The following is a 15,844-nucleotide window of genomic DNA, read 5'->3' as shown; positions in this document are numbered from 1 at the left end:
CGCCCGTGTGGCTCACCGCGAGGCACACCGAGGTGTCCGTGAGCAGCCCGGCGGAGAGCTGCGCGGTGAGCGGATCGGCGGGGGCGTCCACGACGCGGCCCACCGCGCGCAGCCGGTACGCGGTGTCGGCGACGACCGGTCGTGAGAGGCCCGCGCCCACGACGAGGACCCTGCTCGCCCCGTGGAGCAGGCGGGCGGCCTCGCCCAGGCGCGCGGGGGGCAGCGTCGTGCGCAGCCCGTCGAGCGCCTCGCGGCTCGCGGCGAGGGTCGAGGCGAGCGCGCGAGCGGCCGGGTCGGCCGCGTCCCCGAAGCCGTCGGCCGGTCCCGGTGGGTGCGGGGCCTGGCGGGCGGCGGCGATCTTCAGCTCCTGGAAGCCGCGGAATTCCAGCCGCTGACACGTGCGCACGACCGAGGAGGGCGCCGTCTCGGCGAGCGCGGCCACCTCGCTCACGCTCAGCCCGACGAGGCGTTCCCCCAGGTCGAGGACGGTGTGCGCGACACGCGCCTCGGCACCGCTGAGCCCGGAGAGACGGGAGCGGATGTGCGCGGCGAGGTCGGCCGGACTCTTCTCGGAATTCTGTTCCACGAAAATAGTGCACCTTGGAATTCAGTTCCTCGCTCGCCGTGCCGCACGGAACGGCGAGCGGGAGACGTCGCGCCCGAACGGATTCCACCGCGGGAAGGAGAACCGAGTGCCCGCCGCCGTCCCCGTCGCCGTGCTCACGGCGGCGCTGCCGCACGCCATCTGGAACGCCCTCTCGCACGCGGCCGCCGACAAGGCGGCGCGCACGGTGATGATCAACCTCGTCTACACGGTCTGCGGCGCGCTCATCGCCTGCTGGACGCCCGTCCCGGAGGCGCGCGCCTGGCCGTTCCTGATCGCCTCGGCCCTGTTGCAGGCGGTCTACCAATGGCTGCTGCTCCAGGCGTACCGGCTGGGCGACTTCGGCCAGATGTACCCGATCGCGCGCGGCACCTCGCCCTGGCTCGTCGCGCTCGCGTCGACGGTGCTGCTCGGGCAGGCGCTGCCCGGGGGGGCAGGCGCTCGGCGTCATCGTCATCTCCCTCGGCCTCGCGGGGCTCGCCCTCGCGGACGGCCCACCGGGGCGGGCCCAGTGGCCGGCGCTCGCCGCCGCGCTCGGCACGGGCGTGATGATCGCGAGCTACACCGTCGTGGACGGCACGGGCGTGCGGGACGCGGGGACCGTGCTCGGGTACATCGGCTGGATGTTCCTGCTCCAGGGACCCGTGCTTCCGCTCCTCGCCCTTATCCGCTGGCGCGACCGCTTCGGCGAGCGCATACGGGTGGGCTGGCGGACGGGTGTGCTCGGCGGGGTCCTCTCGCTCTCGGCCTACGGGCTCGTCGTGGGGGCGCAGGCGTACGGGGACCTGGCGAGCATCGCGGCGCGGAGCGAGACGAGCATCGTCATCGCGGCGGTGATCGGGGCGGTGGTGTTCAGGGAACGACTGGGGAGGTGGCGGCTTGTCGCGAGCGCGGTGGTACTGGGCGGGATCGCGGTCCTGGAGCTGGCCTAGCCGGAACGCGACGCGAGGGCGCGCGCGGTACGGACCCGGGCGGTACGGACCCGGGCGGTACGGGCCGGGGCGGTACGGACCCGGGCGGTACGGGCCGGGGCGGGCCGCCCGGAGGCGGTCACCCCTCGGCGATCACCACCGCCGAGGCCACGCCCGCGTCGTGGCTCAGCGAGACGTGCCAGTGGCGGACGCCCAGCTCCGCCGCGCGCGCCGCGACCGTGCCGCGGACGCGCAGGTAGGGACGGCCGCCCGGCTCGGCGCAGACCTCGGCGTCGGTCCAGCGCAGCCCGGCGGGGGCGCCCAGCGCCTTGGCCAGGGCCTCCTTCGCGGCGAAGCGCGCGGCGAGCGAGGCGATACCGCGCGGCTCGCCGTCGGGGAGCGTGGTCTCGCCCCCGGTGAAAAGGCGCTCCGCGAGCTGCGGAGTGCGGCGCAGGGCCGCGCCGAAGCGGTCGATCTCCGCCACGTCGATACCGACACCGATGATCACGGGAGCCGTTCCTTCCCGGCCGGGAAGGAACCCCGGCCCGGGGAAAACCTACGCCCCGGGCCCGCCGGCCCCCCACGCGCCCGGCGCACCGCCCCCGCACCGCACACCGGGCTCACCCGCCACCGAGCCTGCCGCCGGGCCCGCCACCGCACCCATCACCGAGCCCGCCGCCACGTGCCGCCCCCTTCACCGCTCACCCCCTCACCCCCCGCCCCCTCACTCCACCGTCACCGACTTCGCCAGGTTCCTCGGCTGGTCCACCTCGTTGCCCCGCGCGGTCGCCAGCTCGCACGCGAAGACCTGGAGCGGGACCGTCGCCACGAGCGGCTGGAGGAGCGTGGGTACCTCGGGGACCTCCACGAGGTGGTCCGCGTACGGGGCCACCGCCTCGTCGCCCTCCTCCGCGATGACGACCGTGCGCGCCCCGCGGGCCCGGATCTCCTGGATGTTGGAGACGATCTTGTCGTGCAGGACCGAGCGACCGCGCGGGGAGGGCACGAGGACGACGACGGGCAGCCCCTGGTCGATGAGCGCGATGGGCCCGTGCTTCAGCTCCCCGGCGGCGAAGCCCTCGGCGTGCATGTACGCGAGTTCCTTGAGCTTGAGGGCGCCTTCGAGGGCGACGGGGTAGCCGACGTGGCGGCCGAGGAAGAGGACCGTGTCGTGCCCGGCGAGGGAGCGCGCGAGCTCCCGCACCGGCTCCATCGTCTCCAGCACGCGTTCCAGGTCGGCCGGGATGCCGGCCAGCTCCGAGACGACCTCGCCGATCTCGTCGCCGAACTTCTCGCCCCGGTGCTGCGCGAGCCACAGGGCGACGAGGTAGCAGGCGACGAGCTGGGTCAGGAACGCCTTCGTGGAGGCGACGGCGACCTCGGGACCCGCGTGCGTGTAGAGAACGGCGTCGGACTCGCGCGGGATGGTCGAGCCGTTGGTGTTGCAGATGGCGAGGACGCGCGCTCCCTGTTCACGGGCGTGGCGCAGCGCCATGAGGGTGTCCATGGTCTCGCCGGACTGCGAGATCGCGATGACGAGCGTGCGGTGGTCGAGGATCGGGTCCCGGTAGCGGAACTCGCTGGCCAGCTCGACCTCGCAGGGCAGGCGCGTCCAGTGCTCGATGGCGTACTTGGCGATGAGCCCGGCGTGGAAGGCGGTCCCGCAGGCCACGACGACGATCTTCGACGTCTCGCGCAGCGCCTCGGGCGGGACCCGCACCTCGTCCAGGAGGAGCGTCCCGGACTCGTCCACGCGGCCCAGGAGCGTATCGGCGACGGCCTTCGGCTGCTCGGCGATCTCCTTGAGCATGAAGGAGGCGTAGCCGGACTTCTCGGCCGCCGAGGCGTCCCAGTCCACGTGGTACGTGCGGACCTCGGCGGGGAGCCCGTCGAAACCGGTGACCGCGACGCCCTGGGGCCACACCTCGACCACCTGGTCCTGGCCCAGTTCGATCGCCGTGCGCGTGTGGTCGATGAAGGCGGCGACGTCGGAGGCGAGGAAGTACTCGCCCTCGCCGACACCGACGACGAGCGGCGAGTTGCGGCGGGCGCCGACGACCCTCTCGGGGGCGTCGGCGTGCACGGCGACGAGCGTGAAGGCCCCCTGGAGGCGCCCGCACACCTCGCGCATGGCGGCGGCGAGATCGCCGTGCGCGCCGTACGCCTCGGCGAGGAGGTGCGCGACGGTCTCGGTGTCCGTCTCGGACTCCAGGTGGTGGCCGCGCGCGCGGAGTTCGGCGCGCAGTTCGGCGAAGTTCTCGATGATGCCGTTGTGGACGACAGCGACCCGCCCGGCGTTGTCGAGATGGGGGTGGGCGTTGGCGTCGTTGGGGGCGCCGTGGGTGGCCCAGCGCGTGTGGCCGATGCCGGTCGTCGCGCTCGGCAACGGCCGTTCCATCAGCTCCTTCTCCAGGTTGGCGAGCTTGCCCGACTTCTTCGCCGTCGCGAGTCCCCCGTCCGCGAGCACGGCGGCGCCCGCCGAGTCGTAGCCCCGGTACTCCAGGCGACGGAGCCCGGCGAGGACGACGTCAAGAGCCGACTGCGTTCCGGCATATCCCACAATTCCGCACATATCGGAAGACTACGGCGCGGGGGCGCCCGGCGACGGAGAGCGACGCGGCCCCACTCGGCCTCATTCGCGCGCCTCCGCGAGCAGCGCCAGGTACTCGACCTCCTCGCAGCGGGGCTTGCTGCCGAAGCGGTAGGCGTCCGCGAGCGCCTCCAGGTCCTCCCCTATGCCCTCGTCCGGCAGGTCCTCGGCGAGCCCGGCGAGCCGCGCCTCACGCCGCCCCCTGGCCCGCGCCTCACGCCCGGCCTTCCGTCGCTCTCCGTCACGACGCCACCACTGCGTACGCCACACACGCACCACCTCCCGGCGACAGAAGCTACTCGCCGCTTCCACAGAAAATCCACAGTCGCGCGCCCCCCTCTCCCCGCGCCCCGCCACCCCGCCGCCCTCGCGCGTGACGCACCCCACCCCCGCCGCGCGTATCGCGGGCGTGACAATGGGAGGTGTGATCACCTCACCCCCGAGGAGCGTCCACCGCAGGCCGGAGGCGACTCCCTACGTGGATCTGACCAGGGACGAGTGGAGCGCGCTGCGCGCCAAGACCCCGCTGCCGCTGACGGCCGCCGAGGTCGAGCGGCTGCGCGGCCTCGGCGACGTCATCGACCTCGACGAGGTCCGGGATGTCTACCTGCCGCTCTCGCGCCTGCTGAATCTGTACGTGGACGCCAACGACGCCCTGCGCGGCTCGCTCAACACCTTCCTCGGCGAGCAGGGCACGCAGTACGGGACACCGTTCGTGATCGGTGTCGCGGGGAGTGTCGCGGTCGGCAAGTCCACCGTCGCGCGCCTGTTGCAGGCGCTGCTCGCGCGGTGGCCGGAGCACCCGCGCGTCGAGCTGGTCACGACGGACGGCTTCCTGTACCCGATGGCGGAGCTGGAGAAGCGCGGCCTCATGGCGCGCAAGGGCTTCCCCGAGTCGTACGACCGCAGGGCGCTGACCCGCTTCGTCGCGGACGTGAAGGCGGGCAAGGACAACGTGACCGCGCCCGTCTACTCGCACCTCACCTACGACATCGTGCCCGGCGAGCGCCTGACCGTCTCGCGCCCGGACATCCTCATCGTGGAGGGCCTCAACGTCCTCCAGCCCGCCCTGCCGGGCAGCGACGGACGTACCCGCGTCGGCCTCGCGGACTACTTCGACTTCAGCGTGTACGTGGACGCGCGCCCGCAGGACATCCGCGGCTGGTACCTGAACCGCTTCCGCCGCCTGCGCGAGACGGCCTTCCAGGACCCGTCCTCGTACTTCCGCAAGTACACGCAGGTCTCCGAGGAGGAGGCCCTGGCCTACGCCCGCCGCACCTGGCGCACCATCAACGAGCCCAACCTCATCGAGAACGTGGCGCCGACCCGGGGCCGCGCGACGCTCGTCATACGGAAGGGCCCCGACCACAAGGTCCAGCGCGTCCGCCTGCGCAAGCTCTGACCCCGGACCGCGCGCCACGCGGCCGGCCGGGGGCCACGCGACCGACCGGGGGGCCACGCCGCCCGCCGGGCACCCCGCGACCGACCGGGCGCCGCGCGAGGGCGGGTTCGGCGCCCGTCCGGGGCTACCGGACCCGCGCCACCCCGGCCCAGAACCCGCTGCGTTCCTGCGGCGGCACCCTGTCCCCGTCCTGGTACCAGTAGTTGGCGGTGACGAGTCCGGGGGCGACGAGGTCGAGTCCCGTGAAGAACCGCTCGACCTCCTGGCGGGTCCGCATCCGGAGCGGGATCGCGCCGCGGCGGTAGCTGTCCTTCGTCGTCTCCTCCAGCTCGGGGTGCTCGTCCGCCGTGCCGTGCGTCAGGACGAGGTAACTCCCGGGCGCCAGGCGGGAGACGAGCGTCCGCACGATCGTGTAGGGGTCCTGGTCCTCCGGCACGAAGTGCAGCAGGGCGACGAGCGAGAGCGCGAGGGGACGCCGCAGGTCGAGGAAGTCGCCCGCGCGGTCCAGGAGTTCGGCCGGGGCACGGACGTCCGCGTCGAGATAGGCCGTCGCGCCCTCGGGGGTCCCGGCGAGGAGCGCCGAGGAGTGCGCGAGGACGAGGGGGTCGTTGTCGGCGTAGAGGACGCGGGCGCCCGGGACGAACTCCTGCACGACCTGGTGGAGGTTGGGCTCGGTCGGGATGCCGCTGCCGATGTCGAGGTACTGCCGGACGCCCCGCCCCGCCACGTACCGGGCCGCGCGGTGCATGAACTGCCGGTTGCGCCGGGCGTTGAGCCGCGCCCCGGCGGGCAGCCCCTCCCCCACGGCACGGTCCGCGGGGAAGTTGTCGACGCCCCCGAGAAGCCAGTCGTAGACGCGCGCGGGGTGCGGCCTGCTCGTGTCGACGCGGGGGTCGTAGCTCATGAAAAGGGTCCTCCGTGGGGCGAACCTGGCACTGCTGACAGGGAGTTGACAGACCCCCAGGATGCCTCATGCCACCCCGGCCGCGGACCGGACCCCGCGCGGCCGGGGCGACGGACGCGGTGGACCCGCCCCCCGCGCCCCCGCCCGCGCCCCCGCCCGGCCTCAGCCCAGCGCCGACTTCACGGCGTCCGCGAGGCCACTCGCCACCGAGCGTGCCTGCTCGATGTCCGCCGCCTCGACCATGACCCGCACGAGCGGTTCGGTGCCGGAGGGGCGGAGCAGGACGCGGCCCGTCGTGCCGAGCGCGTGCTCGGCCTCCTCGACGGCGGTGCGCAGCTCGGGGGCCGAGGCGACGCGGGAGCGGTCGACGTCGGGGACGTTGACGAGGACCTGCGGCAGGCGGGTGACGACGGAGGCGAGGTCCGCGAGGGAGCGCCCGGTCTCCGCCATGCGCGCGGCGAGCATGAGCCCGGTCAGGGTGCCGTCGCCCGTCGTCGCGTGGTCGAGGAGGATGACGTGCCCGGACTGCTCGCCGCCGAGCGCGTACCCCTCCGCCTTCATGCGTTCGAGGACGTACCGGTCGCCGACGCGCGTCTCCTCGAAGTGCACGCCCTCGCGCTCCATGGCGAGCTTGAAGCCAAGGTTCGACATGACGGTGGCGACGACGGTGTTCTTGCGGAGCGTGCCGTGCTCGCGCATCGCGAGGGCGAGGACGGCGAGGATCTGGTCGCCGTCGATCTCGCGGCCCTCGGCGTCCACGGCGAGGCAGCGGTCGGCGTCGCCGTCGTGCGCGATGCCGAAGTCCGCCTGGTGGGCGACGACGGCGGCCTGGAGCTGGGCGAGGTGCGTGGAGCCGACGCCGTCGTTGATGTTGAGGCCGTCCGGCTCGGTGCCGATCGTCGTGATGACCTCGGCCCCGGCGCGCGCGAAGGCTTCGGGCGAGACGCGGGCGGCGGCGCCGTGCGCCTCGTCCAGGACGACGCGGAGGCCGTCGAGACGGTTGGGGAGCACGGCGACGAGGTGCGCGACGTACTGGTCGAAGCCCTCGTCGTAGTCACGCACCCGGCCGACATCGGCGCCGGTCGGCCGCGACCACTCGGTGGCCCCGGGCTCGCGGTGGCGGTGGTACTGGGCCTCGACGCGGTCCTCCAGCTCGTCGGCGAGCTTGTGCCCGCCACGCGCGAGGAACTTGATGCCGTTGTCCGGCATGGCGTTGTGGCTCGCCGAGAGCATGACGCCGAAGTCGGCGCCGAGCACCCCGGTCAGGTGCGCGATCGCGGGCGTCGGCAGCACGCCGACGCGCAGCACGTCCACCCCGGCGCTCGCGAGGCCCGCGACGACGGCGGACTCCAGGAACTCGCCCGAGGCGCGCGGATCGCGCCCCACCACGGCGGTCGGCCGGTGCCCCGGCCTGCTCCCCACCTCACCCAGTACGTGCGCCGCCGCGACCGCGAGCCCGAGCGCGAGCTCGGCCGTCAGATCGACGCCCGCGACCCCGCGTACGCCGTCCGTCCCGAAGAGCCGTCCCACCTGGATTCCTCCCGCTCGCTGTCACGCGCGACCCCGCCGTTCACCGGGCCGCCGCACTTCGCACATCAGTTGTTATACGTCATACCGCATACACCGGGTCCCCCCGGGGACGTCGCGCGCCCAGCGGATGCCCGCCGGGGACGTCGCGCGCCCGCCGGATGCCCGCCGGGTACGCGAACGCCCCGGCGACACGGAAGTGCCGCCGGGGCGAACAAGCGATACGGCAGGGGCCGTGATCAGCGCTTGCTGTACTGCGGGGCCTTGCGGGCCTTCTTGAGACCGGCCTTCTTGCGCTCGACGGCACGGTCGTCGCGGCGGAGGAAGCCCGCCTTCTTGAGGGCGCCGCGGTTGTTGTCCACGTCGGCCTCGTTCAGCGCGCGGGCCACGCCGAGACGCAGGGCGCCGGCCTGACCCGAGACGCCGCCACCCGCGATGCGGGCGATGACGTCGTAGCGGTTGTCGAGTTCGAGCACCTTGAAGGGCTCGTTGACTTCCTGCTGGTGCACCTTGTTGGGGAAGTAGTCCTCAAGGGTGCGACCGTTGATCTTCCACTTGCCGGAGCCCGGGACGATCCGGACGCGGGCGATCGCGTTCTTGCGACGGCCCAGGCCGGCGGCCGGCTGCGGCTCGCCGAAGGCGGAGGCGAGGGACTCCGAGGTGTACTCGCCCTCGACGGGGACCTCGGACTCGGTGGTGTACTGCTCGACGTCGACAGCCTCTTCGATCGGCTGCTCGGCGGTGGTCTCGGCCACGATGCTCCTCAGAATTCTCTGTGTCTTAGGGGGTGGCCGGACTTACTGCGCGACCTGAGTGATCTCGAACGGCTGCGGCTGCTGCGCACCGTGCGGGTGCTGCTCGCCCGCGTAGACCTTCAGCTTCGAGAGCATCTGACGGCCGAGGGTGTTCTTCGGGAGCATCCCCTTGACGGCCTTCTCGACGGCCTTCTCCGGGTTGTTCGCGAGGAGGTCGTCGTAACGGACCGAACGCAGACCGCCCGGGTAGCCCGAGTGACGGTAGGCGAGCTTCTGGGTCCGCTTGTTGCCGGAGAGGTGCACCTTGTCGGCGTTGATGATGACGACGAAGTCACCGGTGTCGACGTGGGGGGCGTAGATCGGCTTGTGCTTGCCCCGCAGGAGGCTGGCGGCGGTCGACGCCAGACGGCCCAGGACAACGTCCCGGGCGTCGATGACGTGCCACTGGCGAGTCACATCGCCGGGCTTGGGGCTGTACGTACGCACTGGTCGTAGCCTTCGCTTCTTCTGTGATGGGTGTCTCCCGGGCCGAGAACAGCCAGGGAGGGGGTCCTGACATGGCCACCACGGACGATCACGACAGCCCTGGACGCACTCGTCGACGCAAACGCGTGCGCACCGCTGGTCATCGGCTTGGTGGACCGGTGTAAGGGCCCCTCACGTGAGAATGAGCAAGCCAATACACAACGAGAAGCCAGGCTACCCGCCCGTCCCCGTACGGGTCAAAAGCGTGCGGCCCGCCCCCGCGATATCGCGGGGCGAGGGAGCAGATGTCCGCCCCGCCCGCAGGCGGTCACCGCCCGCATCCGTGTGACTAGTATGCGCGCCATGAGCTTTGGGCACGGGGGACCCCATGGTGACGACGACGGCTTCGGCACGGGGCGGCGGACCCCGGACTGGGACGCGCTCGCGGAGGACAACGCCCGCGCCAAGCGCCGCAGGACGGTGCTGTGGACGGCCTTCGGCGTCGTCGCCACCGGGCTCGTCGCCGCGCTCGTGGCGACCGTCGTCGTCACGGTGAACAAGGACGACGGCACGAAGAGCGACGACGCCCGCAAGAGCCTCCCGCCCACCGCGACGCTCCCCGGGCCCGCCACGAGCGCGAGCCCCCGCTTCTCCTCGGTCGCGCCCCGCCCCCTCCCGAGCCCCAGCGAGTACCTCAACAGCGCCGCGCGCGACACGGCCCCGCTCACGGCCGCCGGGCTCTTCCCCGGGAGCGGGGCCCGGCTCGACAGCGGTACGTACGCCAAGGGGCCGCTCGCCGCGACGGGCGACTGCGCCTCGGCCGCCCAGGGCGCGCTCGGCGGGGTGCTCACCGCGAACGGCTGCCGCCAGGTGCTGCGCGCCACGTACACGAAGGGCGGCGTCGCCGTCACGGTCGGGGTCGCCGTCTTCGACTCGGCGGGGGCGGCGGCGAAGGCGAAGGAGCAGGCGCGCGGGAACGTCGCCTCGCTGCCGGGCGCCGGGGTGCCCGTCTTCTGCCGGACGACGGTGTGCCGCAGCACCACCAACGCCTTCGCCCGGTACGTCTACCTCACGGTCGGCGGCTTCCGGGACGGCAAGGCGGTCACGAAGGCCGACACGGAGGTCTTCCGCGCGGGCGACGAGCTGTCCACGTACGCCTTCCGGCAGATCTACGCCCGGGGCCTCGCCGCCGCCTCGAAGGCGGCCACGTCCCCGGCCCCGTAGCCCATCGCGAGCGCCCCGGCCCCGCCGTGGGCCCCGCGCCTCAGCGGTCCCCGCGCATCCGGAGCCGCAGTGGCACGAGCGCGCTCTCCCACTGCGTGCGCAGCGTCATCTTCGAGGCGCCCTCCGTCCGTTCCTCGAAGCGGATGGGGACCTCGACGGCGCGGTGCCCGGCGCGCGTCGCCCGGTACTTGAGCTCGACCTGGAAGCTGTAGCCCGCGCTGTCGAGCGTCGTGAGGTCGATGTCCCGCAGCGTCGCGGCGGACCACAGGTTGAAGCCCGCCGTGATGTCGCGGATGTCGCTGCCGAGCACGGCGCGCGCGTAGGCGTTGGCGAAGCGCGAGAGGAGCACGCGGTGGCGGCCCCACTCCTCGTCGAGCTGCCCACCCTCGACGTACCGGCTGCCCACGACGAGCCCGGCGTCCTCGGCGCGCGCGGCGGCGAGCATCCGGACGACGGCCTCGACGGGGTGGCTCCCGTCGGCGTCCATCTGCACGACGAACTCGGCGTCCTCCTCCAGTGCCTCGCTCATCCCCGCGACGTACGCGCGCCCGAGGCCGTCCTTCTCGGTGCGGTGCAGCACGGTCATCCGCGGGCGCTCCCCGGGGACGCGGTACTTCTCCGCCAGCTCGTCCGCCAGCTCCCCCGTGCCGTCCGGGCTGGAGTCGTCCACGATCTTGAGCTGGAGCGCCGGGAGCGGCAGCGCGAGGACGGCCTCCGCCATGCGCGGCAGGTTCGCCGCCTCGTTGTACGTGGGCATGACGACGGTGACGCGCGCGGCGTCGCCCGGCGGGGTGTTCTCCGGGGTGTCCGGTGCTGCTGACGACTGGCTCACGGGCTTGCTCCTCGGCGGAAAGGGACGGGAAGGGGAAGTGAGGGGAAGGGAAGGGAAGGGGTGCGGGGAGGGTGGTCAGGAGGTGTGGACCGCGCGGCCCGCGGCGCCGTCGTCGCGCGGGCGCTCGGCCGCGGCGCGGGTGAACAGCAGGACCCGGACCTGGCGCAGCCGCTTGGTGTCCGCGAGGCGGAACCCGGCGCGGATCGCCTTCGCGTTCGCGCGCGGCATGTCCCCGTAGGGGTCCTCGCCGAACGAGGTCGTCACGAGCCACAGCCGCTTGGTCGTGGCGAGGCAGCGCGCGGGGTGCGGGCACTCCCGCGCCCCGTAGGAGCCGAGTTCCTGCGGCGTCTCGTAGAGGAGGACGTCCTTCGGGCGCTCGGGGGCGTCGCGCAGCTCGTAGTCGAGCGCCCGCCGCTCGGAGAACGTCCCGCCGTACGCGAGCGCGTCGCCCTTCTCCTGATGGGCGAGGAGGTACGCGGCACTCCCCCGGAAGTCGGGCTCGCCCACGATGTCGGCGCGCGCGGTCCGCAGGCCCGGCTGCGCGGCGAGGGCGAGCCCGGCGACGGCGAGGAGCCCGAGGACGAGCCCCCCGGCGCGCAGCGCGCGCGGCCCCTCGCCGTTCAGCCGCCCGCCCGCGCGGCCGAGCGCGGCGGCGGCGAGCAGGACCCAGGCGGGCACGGTGAAGAGCAGGTAGCGCGGCAGGAAGAGGTGGAGCTGCGCGGCCGTCGCGAAGGTGAGCAGCGGTGGCAGTACCGCCCACAGCGCGAAGGGCAGCACGTACGCGCGGACGAGGCACGCGCCGGCGACCGCGAGGACGAGGACCGGGACGGCGACCGCCCAGCTCCCGAAGAGCTGTTCCGGGTAGGTCCGGAGGTCGTGGAAGGTGGGGTTGTTCCAGGCGATCTGCCCGCTCTGGCCGCTGCCCGCGAGCGCCATCGGCAGCACGAGGCACAGCCCGATGAGCGCGGCGGCCGTCCACGCCCAGCTCGCGACGCGGTCCCCGGCGCGGCGGGCGCGCAGGACGAGCGCGAGGTGGGTCGCGAGGACGCACAGCGAGGCGAGGTGGCTCCAGCCGACGAGCGGCACGGTGAGCGCGTACGCGCACCAGCCCTTGAAGCCGTGGCGTTCCAGGAGCCGCAGCAGCAGGAGCGTGGACAGCAGCACGGCCGCGACGGCGAAGGAGTAGGGGCGCACCTCCTGCCCGTACCGCGTGATCCCCGGGACGAGGGCGAGGGCGAGCCCGGCGAGGAGCCCGACGCGCGCGGTGAACAGGTGCCGCCCGAGCAGCCCGAGCAGCCCGGCCGCCGCCGCCATCGCGAGCGCGCCGGGGACGCGCAGGGCCGTCTCGGAGTCACCCAAGACCGCGATCCAGAGGTGCATCCCGAGGTAGTACGGGATGAAGACGATGTCGATCGACTTGGTCAGGACGCTCAGGTCGTGCAGCGAGAGCGAGGCCGCCCACCACGTCGCGTGCTCGTCCCGCCAGAGCTGGCGGTCGCCGAGCCCCGGCAGGAGCATGACGAGCGCGAGCAGCGTGGGCAGCGCGAGGACGGGCGCGGCGGTGCGCCATCCGCCCCGGTCGCGGCGCGGCGCGGGCGGCTCGGCGGGCCCGTCCTCGCGCGGCACGGCGGGCCGTACGGCCTGCGGGACGCGCGTGGCGGCCGCGTCGGCGGCCCGGCGGAGCTGACTGGGCAGGAAGAGGCTCATGGTGCGGGTCGACTCGGACTCGCCGTCGAAAAAAGCCTCCCGCTCCGGTGGCCGGTTCACTGTTTGACCCATATCCGGTAGACCGAGTCTCCGCTGCTCGTCGTGGTGGGGAAGCGCCCGGTCAGCCGGTAGCGCGGATTGCCGCGCAGCGCCTTCTCGACCGCCGCGTCGACCTCGGGCGTGACCCCGCCGCGCAGCATGATCACGTCGAACCGCGCCTCGCGCACGGCCGCCGCGAACCCGGCCGGGTCGGAGCCCTCGTAGTGCTTGCCGTCCTTCGCCGTGTAGGGGAAGAAGGTCGTGTTGACCCATTGGTTCCATCCGGTGCGCTCGCGCAGCAGATACGCGGGCACCTCGGACTCCTCGGCGAGGTAGAGCCCCTCGCGGTCCACGACCGTGCGCAGGTACCTCGCGGGGCCGCGCGCGTCCGGCCAGCTGAACGCGTTCTGCGCCTGCACCATGCCGAGCACGAGCGTCAGCACGAAGAGCATGATGCCGAGTTGCGGGTTGCGGAAGTGCGGGCCGACGAGCCGGGACATGCCGAGCCCGGCCATCGGCGCGGCGAAGAGCAGCCCGAAGCCGACGTGCTTGAAGAGCGAGACCTCCGTCTGGAGGTGGATCTGGTACGCGGGGGCGAGGAGCGCGGTGCCGGTCAGGAGCACGCCGAGCAGCGCGCGCCGCCAGCGCCCCGGGGTGCTGCCCCGCACCCAGGGCATCTCGACCATGCGCGCGCGCAGCACGTAGGCGAGGCTGCCGCCGGCCGCCGTGAGCACGAGCAGTCCGCCCCACTGGGCGCTGTGGCCGAGCAGCCGGCCCGCCGGGTCGCCGCCGTGGGCGCGGTCGGTCGTGGTGGAGGTGATGCCGCCGAGCGGGCCCGAGAGCGCGTAGCCGAGGCCGAGCAGCGCGAGGACGCCGAGGCCGAGCACGACGCCGCGCAGCAGGGTGCGCGCGCTGCGCTGCCGGTAGGCGGTGAGCACCGCGAGGAGGACCAGGGTCGGTACGTACAGTGCCGCCGCGTACTTGACGCCGCACGCGAGCGCGATCGGCGGGGCCGCGAGCAGCACGGCGGGCACCCGCATCCGCCCGGTGCGCACGACGAGCCACAGCCCGAGCGCGAGGAGGAAGAGCGCCGCCCCGTCGTAGGTCGCGAGCCGTCCGAGCGTGAGGGTCGGCTGCACGACGGCGAAGAGCGCGGCGGCGCCGAGCGCGGAGCGGGCGTTGAAGAGGCGCCGCGTGCTCGCGTACAGCAGCGCCGTCGTGGCGAGGAGGAAGACGAGGCTCAGCAGGCGCACCCCGGCGAGCCCGAAGCGGTCGTCCACGAGCGCGGCGAGCACCGGGTAGAGCTTCGGGTGGCCGGAGAAGTAGGCGGCGAAGTCGACGGGCAGCGGCGTGCCGTGGAGCAGGTTGGCCAGCTCGTAGTGGCCCGAGGCGATGTACAGCGCCTCGTCCTGGAAGACGGAGCCGCCGAGCCGCAGCGTGAGGATCGCCTGCACGAGCAGGACGCACAGGAGCGCGCCCCTGCTGATGAGCGTCGACCTGCGGGTGTCCACGGACCAGGCCGACTCGGGCACCTCGGGCACCCGGTACCCGGGGACGGGCGCGCGCTGCGGATTGACGTCGAAGGCGTCCGCCCGGGGCGCGGCGACGGGGGCGAAGTTCTGGGTGGGCGGATCGAGCGCGGGGTCGGCCGGGGCCGGGGGGTACGGGTGCGGTGAGGGCGCGGAGCCGTCCGGGGGGTACGGGTGCGGTGAGGGCGCGGCGTCGTCCGGGGGGTACGGGTGCGGTGTGGGCGCGGCGTCGTTCTCGTACGTGCCCGGACCCGCCGTGTTCCAGGAGTCCATCAGCGGCCCGCTCCCCCGTTCCCGCCGCCCGCCGCGCGCACGTCGAAGCCGTACGAGGGCGAGGCCGCCTCGCGGCGGTAGGCGGCCTCGGCCGCCGGATCGCTCGCGATGCGCCAGTCCGCCTCCTTGTCGAAGTCGAACCAGACGTGCCCGAGCACGTCGTCCCGCTTCGCGGCGCCCGTGAACAGGTCGTGGATGTCGGCCGGTTTGCGCGGGGTGTCCTCGGAGGCCGTCTCGGCGATGAGGAAGGGCTTTCGCGTGAAGGCGCGGACCTCGTCCATCGTCGGCCCGTACAGCGTCCCGAAGGTCGAGGGCCCGTCGGCCCCGTAGTAGCCGATGACGCCGACCCAGTCGACGTACGCGTCCCCCGGCCAGTACGGGCGCAGCCGCACGTCCGGCACCGGGTTGATCACGTTCGGGCTCCACACCCAGATCACCTGCGTCGCGCCCTCGTCGGCGAAGACGTCGTGGAGGTGCCGCCAGGCGCGCACGAACTCGGCGGGGCTCGCCTTCTTGCTGCCCCAGGGGTACCAGTGGCCGTTCATCTCGTGCGCGAAACTGATCGCGACGGGCTGGTTGAGGTCGCGCACGTCCCGCGCGAAACCGCGGACGTACTTGTCGTCCTTGCCCGCGCCGATCTGCGCCAGCGTCTTCTTGAAGGGCTCCCAGGCGATGAACGGGAGCGCCCCGTAGTCCCAGGCGTTGACGGCGAGCCGCGTCTCGTAGGCGTCGCCCCACGCCGAGTAGAACTCGACGAGGTCGGGCTTCTTGCCCGCCTGCTTCGCGAACCGCGCGAGCGGCGCGACCGAGGCGGGCGCCCCGTCGAGCGCGACACCGAAGTACTTCTTCGCCGGGGCGAGCAGCGGCCGCACATCGTACGGGAGTTCGCTCGGCTTCGGCGAGGGGCCGCCCTCGGCGTCCGCCGACGCGGTCGCGTCCGAGTGGCCCCGCGCGCGCTCGTACTGCGACCTGCCCTCGTCGCTGAAGACGGAGCAGCCGGCGGCGCCGAGCGCGGCGGCGCCCGCGAGAGCGCCGAGCGCGGCCCGGCGCGGGAAGGCCGTGGCGTGGGGGGAGGTCATACG

15 protein-coding genes are annotated in these 15,844 nt (G+C 73.6%); 3 read left to right on the top strand and 12 right to left on the bottom strand.

From position 1 onward, the window contains the following. Nucleotides 1-586 (bottom strand): MurR/RpiR family transcriptional regulator (locus SSBG_RS31425; RefSeq protein ID WP_008747503.1); only part of this gene is annotated, 586 nt, incomplete at its 3' end. A gap of 566 nt (nt 587-1,152) precedes the next feature. On the opposite strand from SSBG_RS31425, the gene SSBG_RS34890 reads away from it, so the two are divergent. Next, nucleotides 1,153-1,536 (top strand): EamA family transporter, encoded by a 384-nt coding sequence (locus tag SSBG_RS34890; RefSeq protein WP_234010573.1) that lies wholly within the window; start codon nt 1,153-1,155, stop codon nt 1,534-1,536. Between the two features lie 118 nt (nt 1,537-1,654). On the opposite strand, the gene SSBG_RS18035 is transcribed toward SSBG_RS34890, so the two are convergent. From SSBG_RS18035 to SSBG_RS18025, 3 genes are all read right to left on the bottom strand, one after another. Beyond that, on the bottom strand, nt 1,655-2,023 hold the full coding sequence (locus SSBG_RS18035; protein WP_007826058.1) for a holo-ACP synthase: 369 nt from the start codon (nt 2,021-2,023) through the stop codon (nt 1,655-1,657). 216 nt (nt 2,024-2,239) lie between these two features. Continuing rightward, nucleotides 2,240-4,087, bottom strand: coding sequence for a glutamine--fructose-6-phosphate transaminase (isomerizing) (gene glmS / locus SSBG_RS18030; RefSeq protein WP_008747502.1), 1,848 nt, complete (start codon nt 4,085-4,087; stop codon nt 2,240-2,242). 60 nt (nt 4,088-4,147) lie between these two features. Beyond that, entirely contained in the window at nt 4,148-4,375 is a 228-nt protein-coding gene (locus tag SSBG_RS18025; protein ID WP_037870070.1) for a hypothetical protein, read from the bottom strand. A gap of 145 nt (nt 4,376-4,520) precedes the next feature. Between SSBG_RS18025 and coaA the strand changes: the two genes are divergently transcribed. Continuing rightward, nucleotides 4,521-5,507 (top strand): type I pantothenate kinase, encoded by a 987-nt coding sequence (gene coaA, locus SSBG_RS18020; protein WP_008747501.1) that lies wholly within the window; start codon nt 4,521-4,523, stop codon nt 5,505-5,507. Nucleotides 5,508-5,631: 124 nt separating this feature from the next. Here coaA and SSBG_RS18015 read toward each other — a convergent pair whose 3' ends face one another. From SSBG_RS18015 to rplM, 4 genes are all read right to left on the bottom strand, one after another. Further along, nucleotides 5,632-6,411 (bottom strand): SAM-dependent methyltransferase, encoded by a 780-nt coding sequence (locus tag SSBG_RS18015; protein WP_008747500.1) that lies wholly within the window; start codon nt 6,409-6,411, stop codon nt 5,632-5,634. Nucleotides 6,412-6,573: 162 nt separating this feature from the next. Beyond that, nucleotides 6,574-7,941, bottom strand: coding sequence for a phosphoglucosamine mutase (gene glmM, locus SSBG_RS18010; protein ID WP_008747499.1), 1,368 nt, complete (start codon nt 7,939-7,941; stop codon nt 6,574-6,576). Nucleotides 7,942-8,177: 236 nt separating this feature from the next. Beyond that, nucleotides 8,178-8,693: a 30S ribosomal protein S9 gene (gene rpsI, locus SSBG_RS18005; protein ID WP_007826038.1), complete on the bottom strand. Its 516-nt coding sequence runs from the start codon at nt 8,691-8,693 to the stop codon at nt 8,178-8,180. A gap of 42 nt (nt 8,694-8,735) precedes the next feature. Then, entirely contained in the window at nt 8,736-9,179 is a 444-nt protein-coding gene (gene rplM / locus SSBG_RS18000; RefSeq protein WP_008747498.1) for a 50S ribosomal protein L13, read from the bottom strand. A 342-nt stretch (nt 9,180-9,521) separates the two neighbouring features. Between rplM and SSBG_RS17995 the strand changes: the two genes are divergently transcribed. Continuing rightward, on the top strand, nt 9,522-10,382 hold the full coding sequence (locus SSBG_RS17995; protein ID WP_037871579.1) for a hypothetical protein: 861 nt from the start codon (nt 9,522-9,524) through the stop codon (nt 10,380-10,382). A 40-nt stretch (nt 10,383-10,422) separates the two neighbouring features. Here the strand turns inward: SSBG_RS17995 and SSBG_RS17990 are convergent, their stop codons facing one another. From SSBG_RS17990 to SSBG_RS17975, 4 genes are all read right to left on the bottom strand, one after another. Beyond that, nucleotides 10,423-11,214, bottom strand: a complete 792-nt coding sequence (locus SSBG_RS17990; RefSeq protein ID WP_008747496.1) for a polyprenol monophosphomannose synthase — start codon at nt 11,212-11,214, stop codon at nt 10,423-10,425. Nucleotides 11,215-11,289: 75 nt separating this feature from the next. After that, nucleotides 11,290-12,921, bottom strand: a complete 1,632-nt coding sequence (locus SSBG_RS17985; RefSeq protein WP_037871578.1) for a glycosyltransferase family 39 protein — start codon at nt 12,919-12,921, stop codon at nt 11,290-11,292. A gap of 56 nt (nt 12,922-12,977) precedes the next feature. Then, nucleotides 12,978-14,762, bottom strand: a complete 1,785-nt coding sequence (locus tag SSBG_RS17980) for an ArnT family glycosyltransferase (protein WP_008747494.1) — start codon at nt 14,760-14,762, stop codon at nt 12,978-12,980. Next, the gene (locus SSBG_RS17975) at nt 14,762-15,841 is read right to left on the bottom strand and encodes a glycoside hydrolase family 26 protein (protein WP_008747493.1); all 1,080 of its coding nucleotides are present in this window, start codon (nt 15,839-15,841) and stop codon (nt 14,762-14,764) included. The genes SSBG_RS17980 and SSBG_RS17975 overlap by 1 nt, the downstream gene beginning before the upstream one ends. Nucleotides 15,842-15,844 lie beyond the last annotated feature (3 nt).

This window comes from Streptomyces sp. SPB074, assembly GCF_000154905.1.
Classification (GTDB): domain Bacteria; phylum Actinomycetota; class Actinomycetes; order Streptomycetales; family Streptomycetaceae; genus Streptomyces.
The sequence above is the reverse complement of the archived record's forward strand: the minus strand, read 5'-3'. Positions and strand labels throughout refer to the sequence as shown.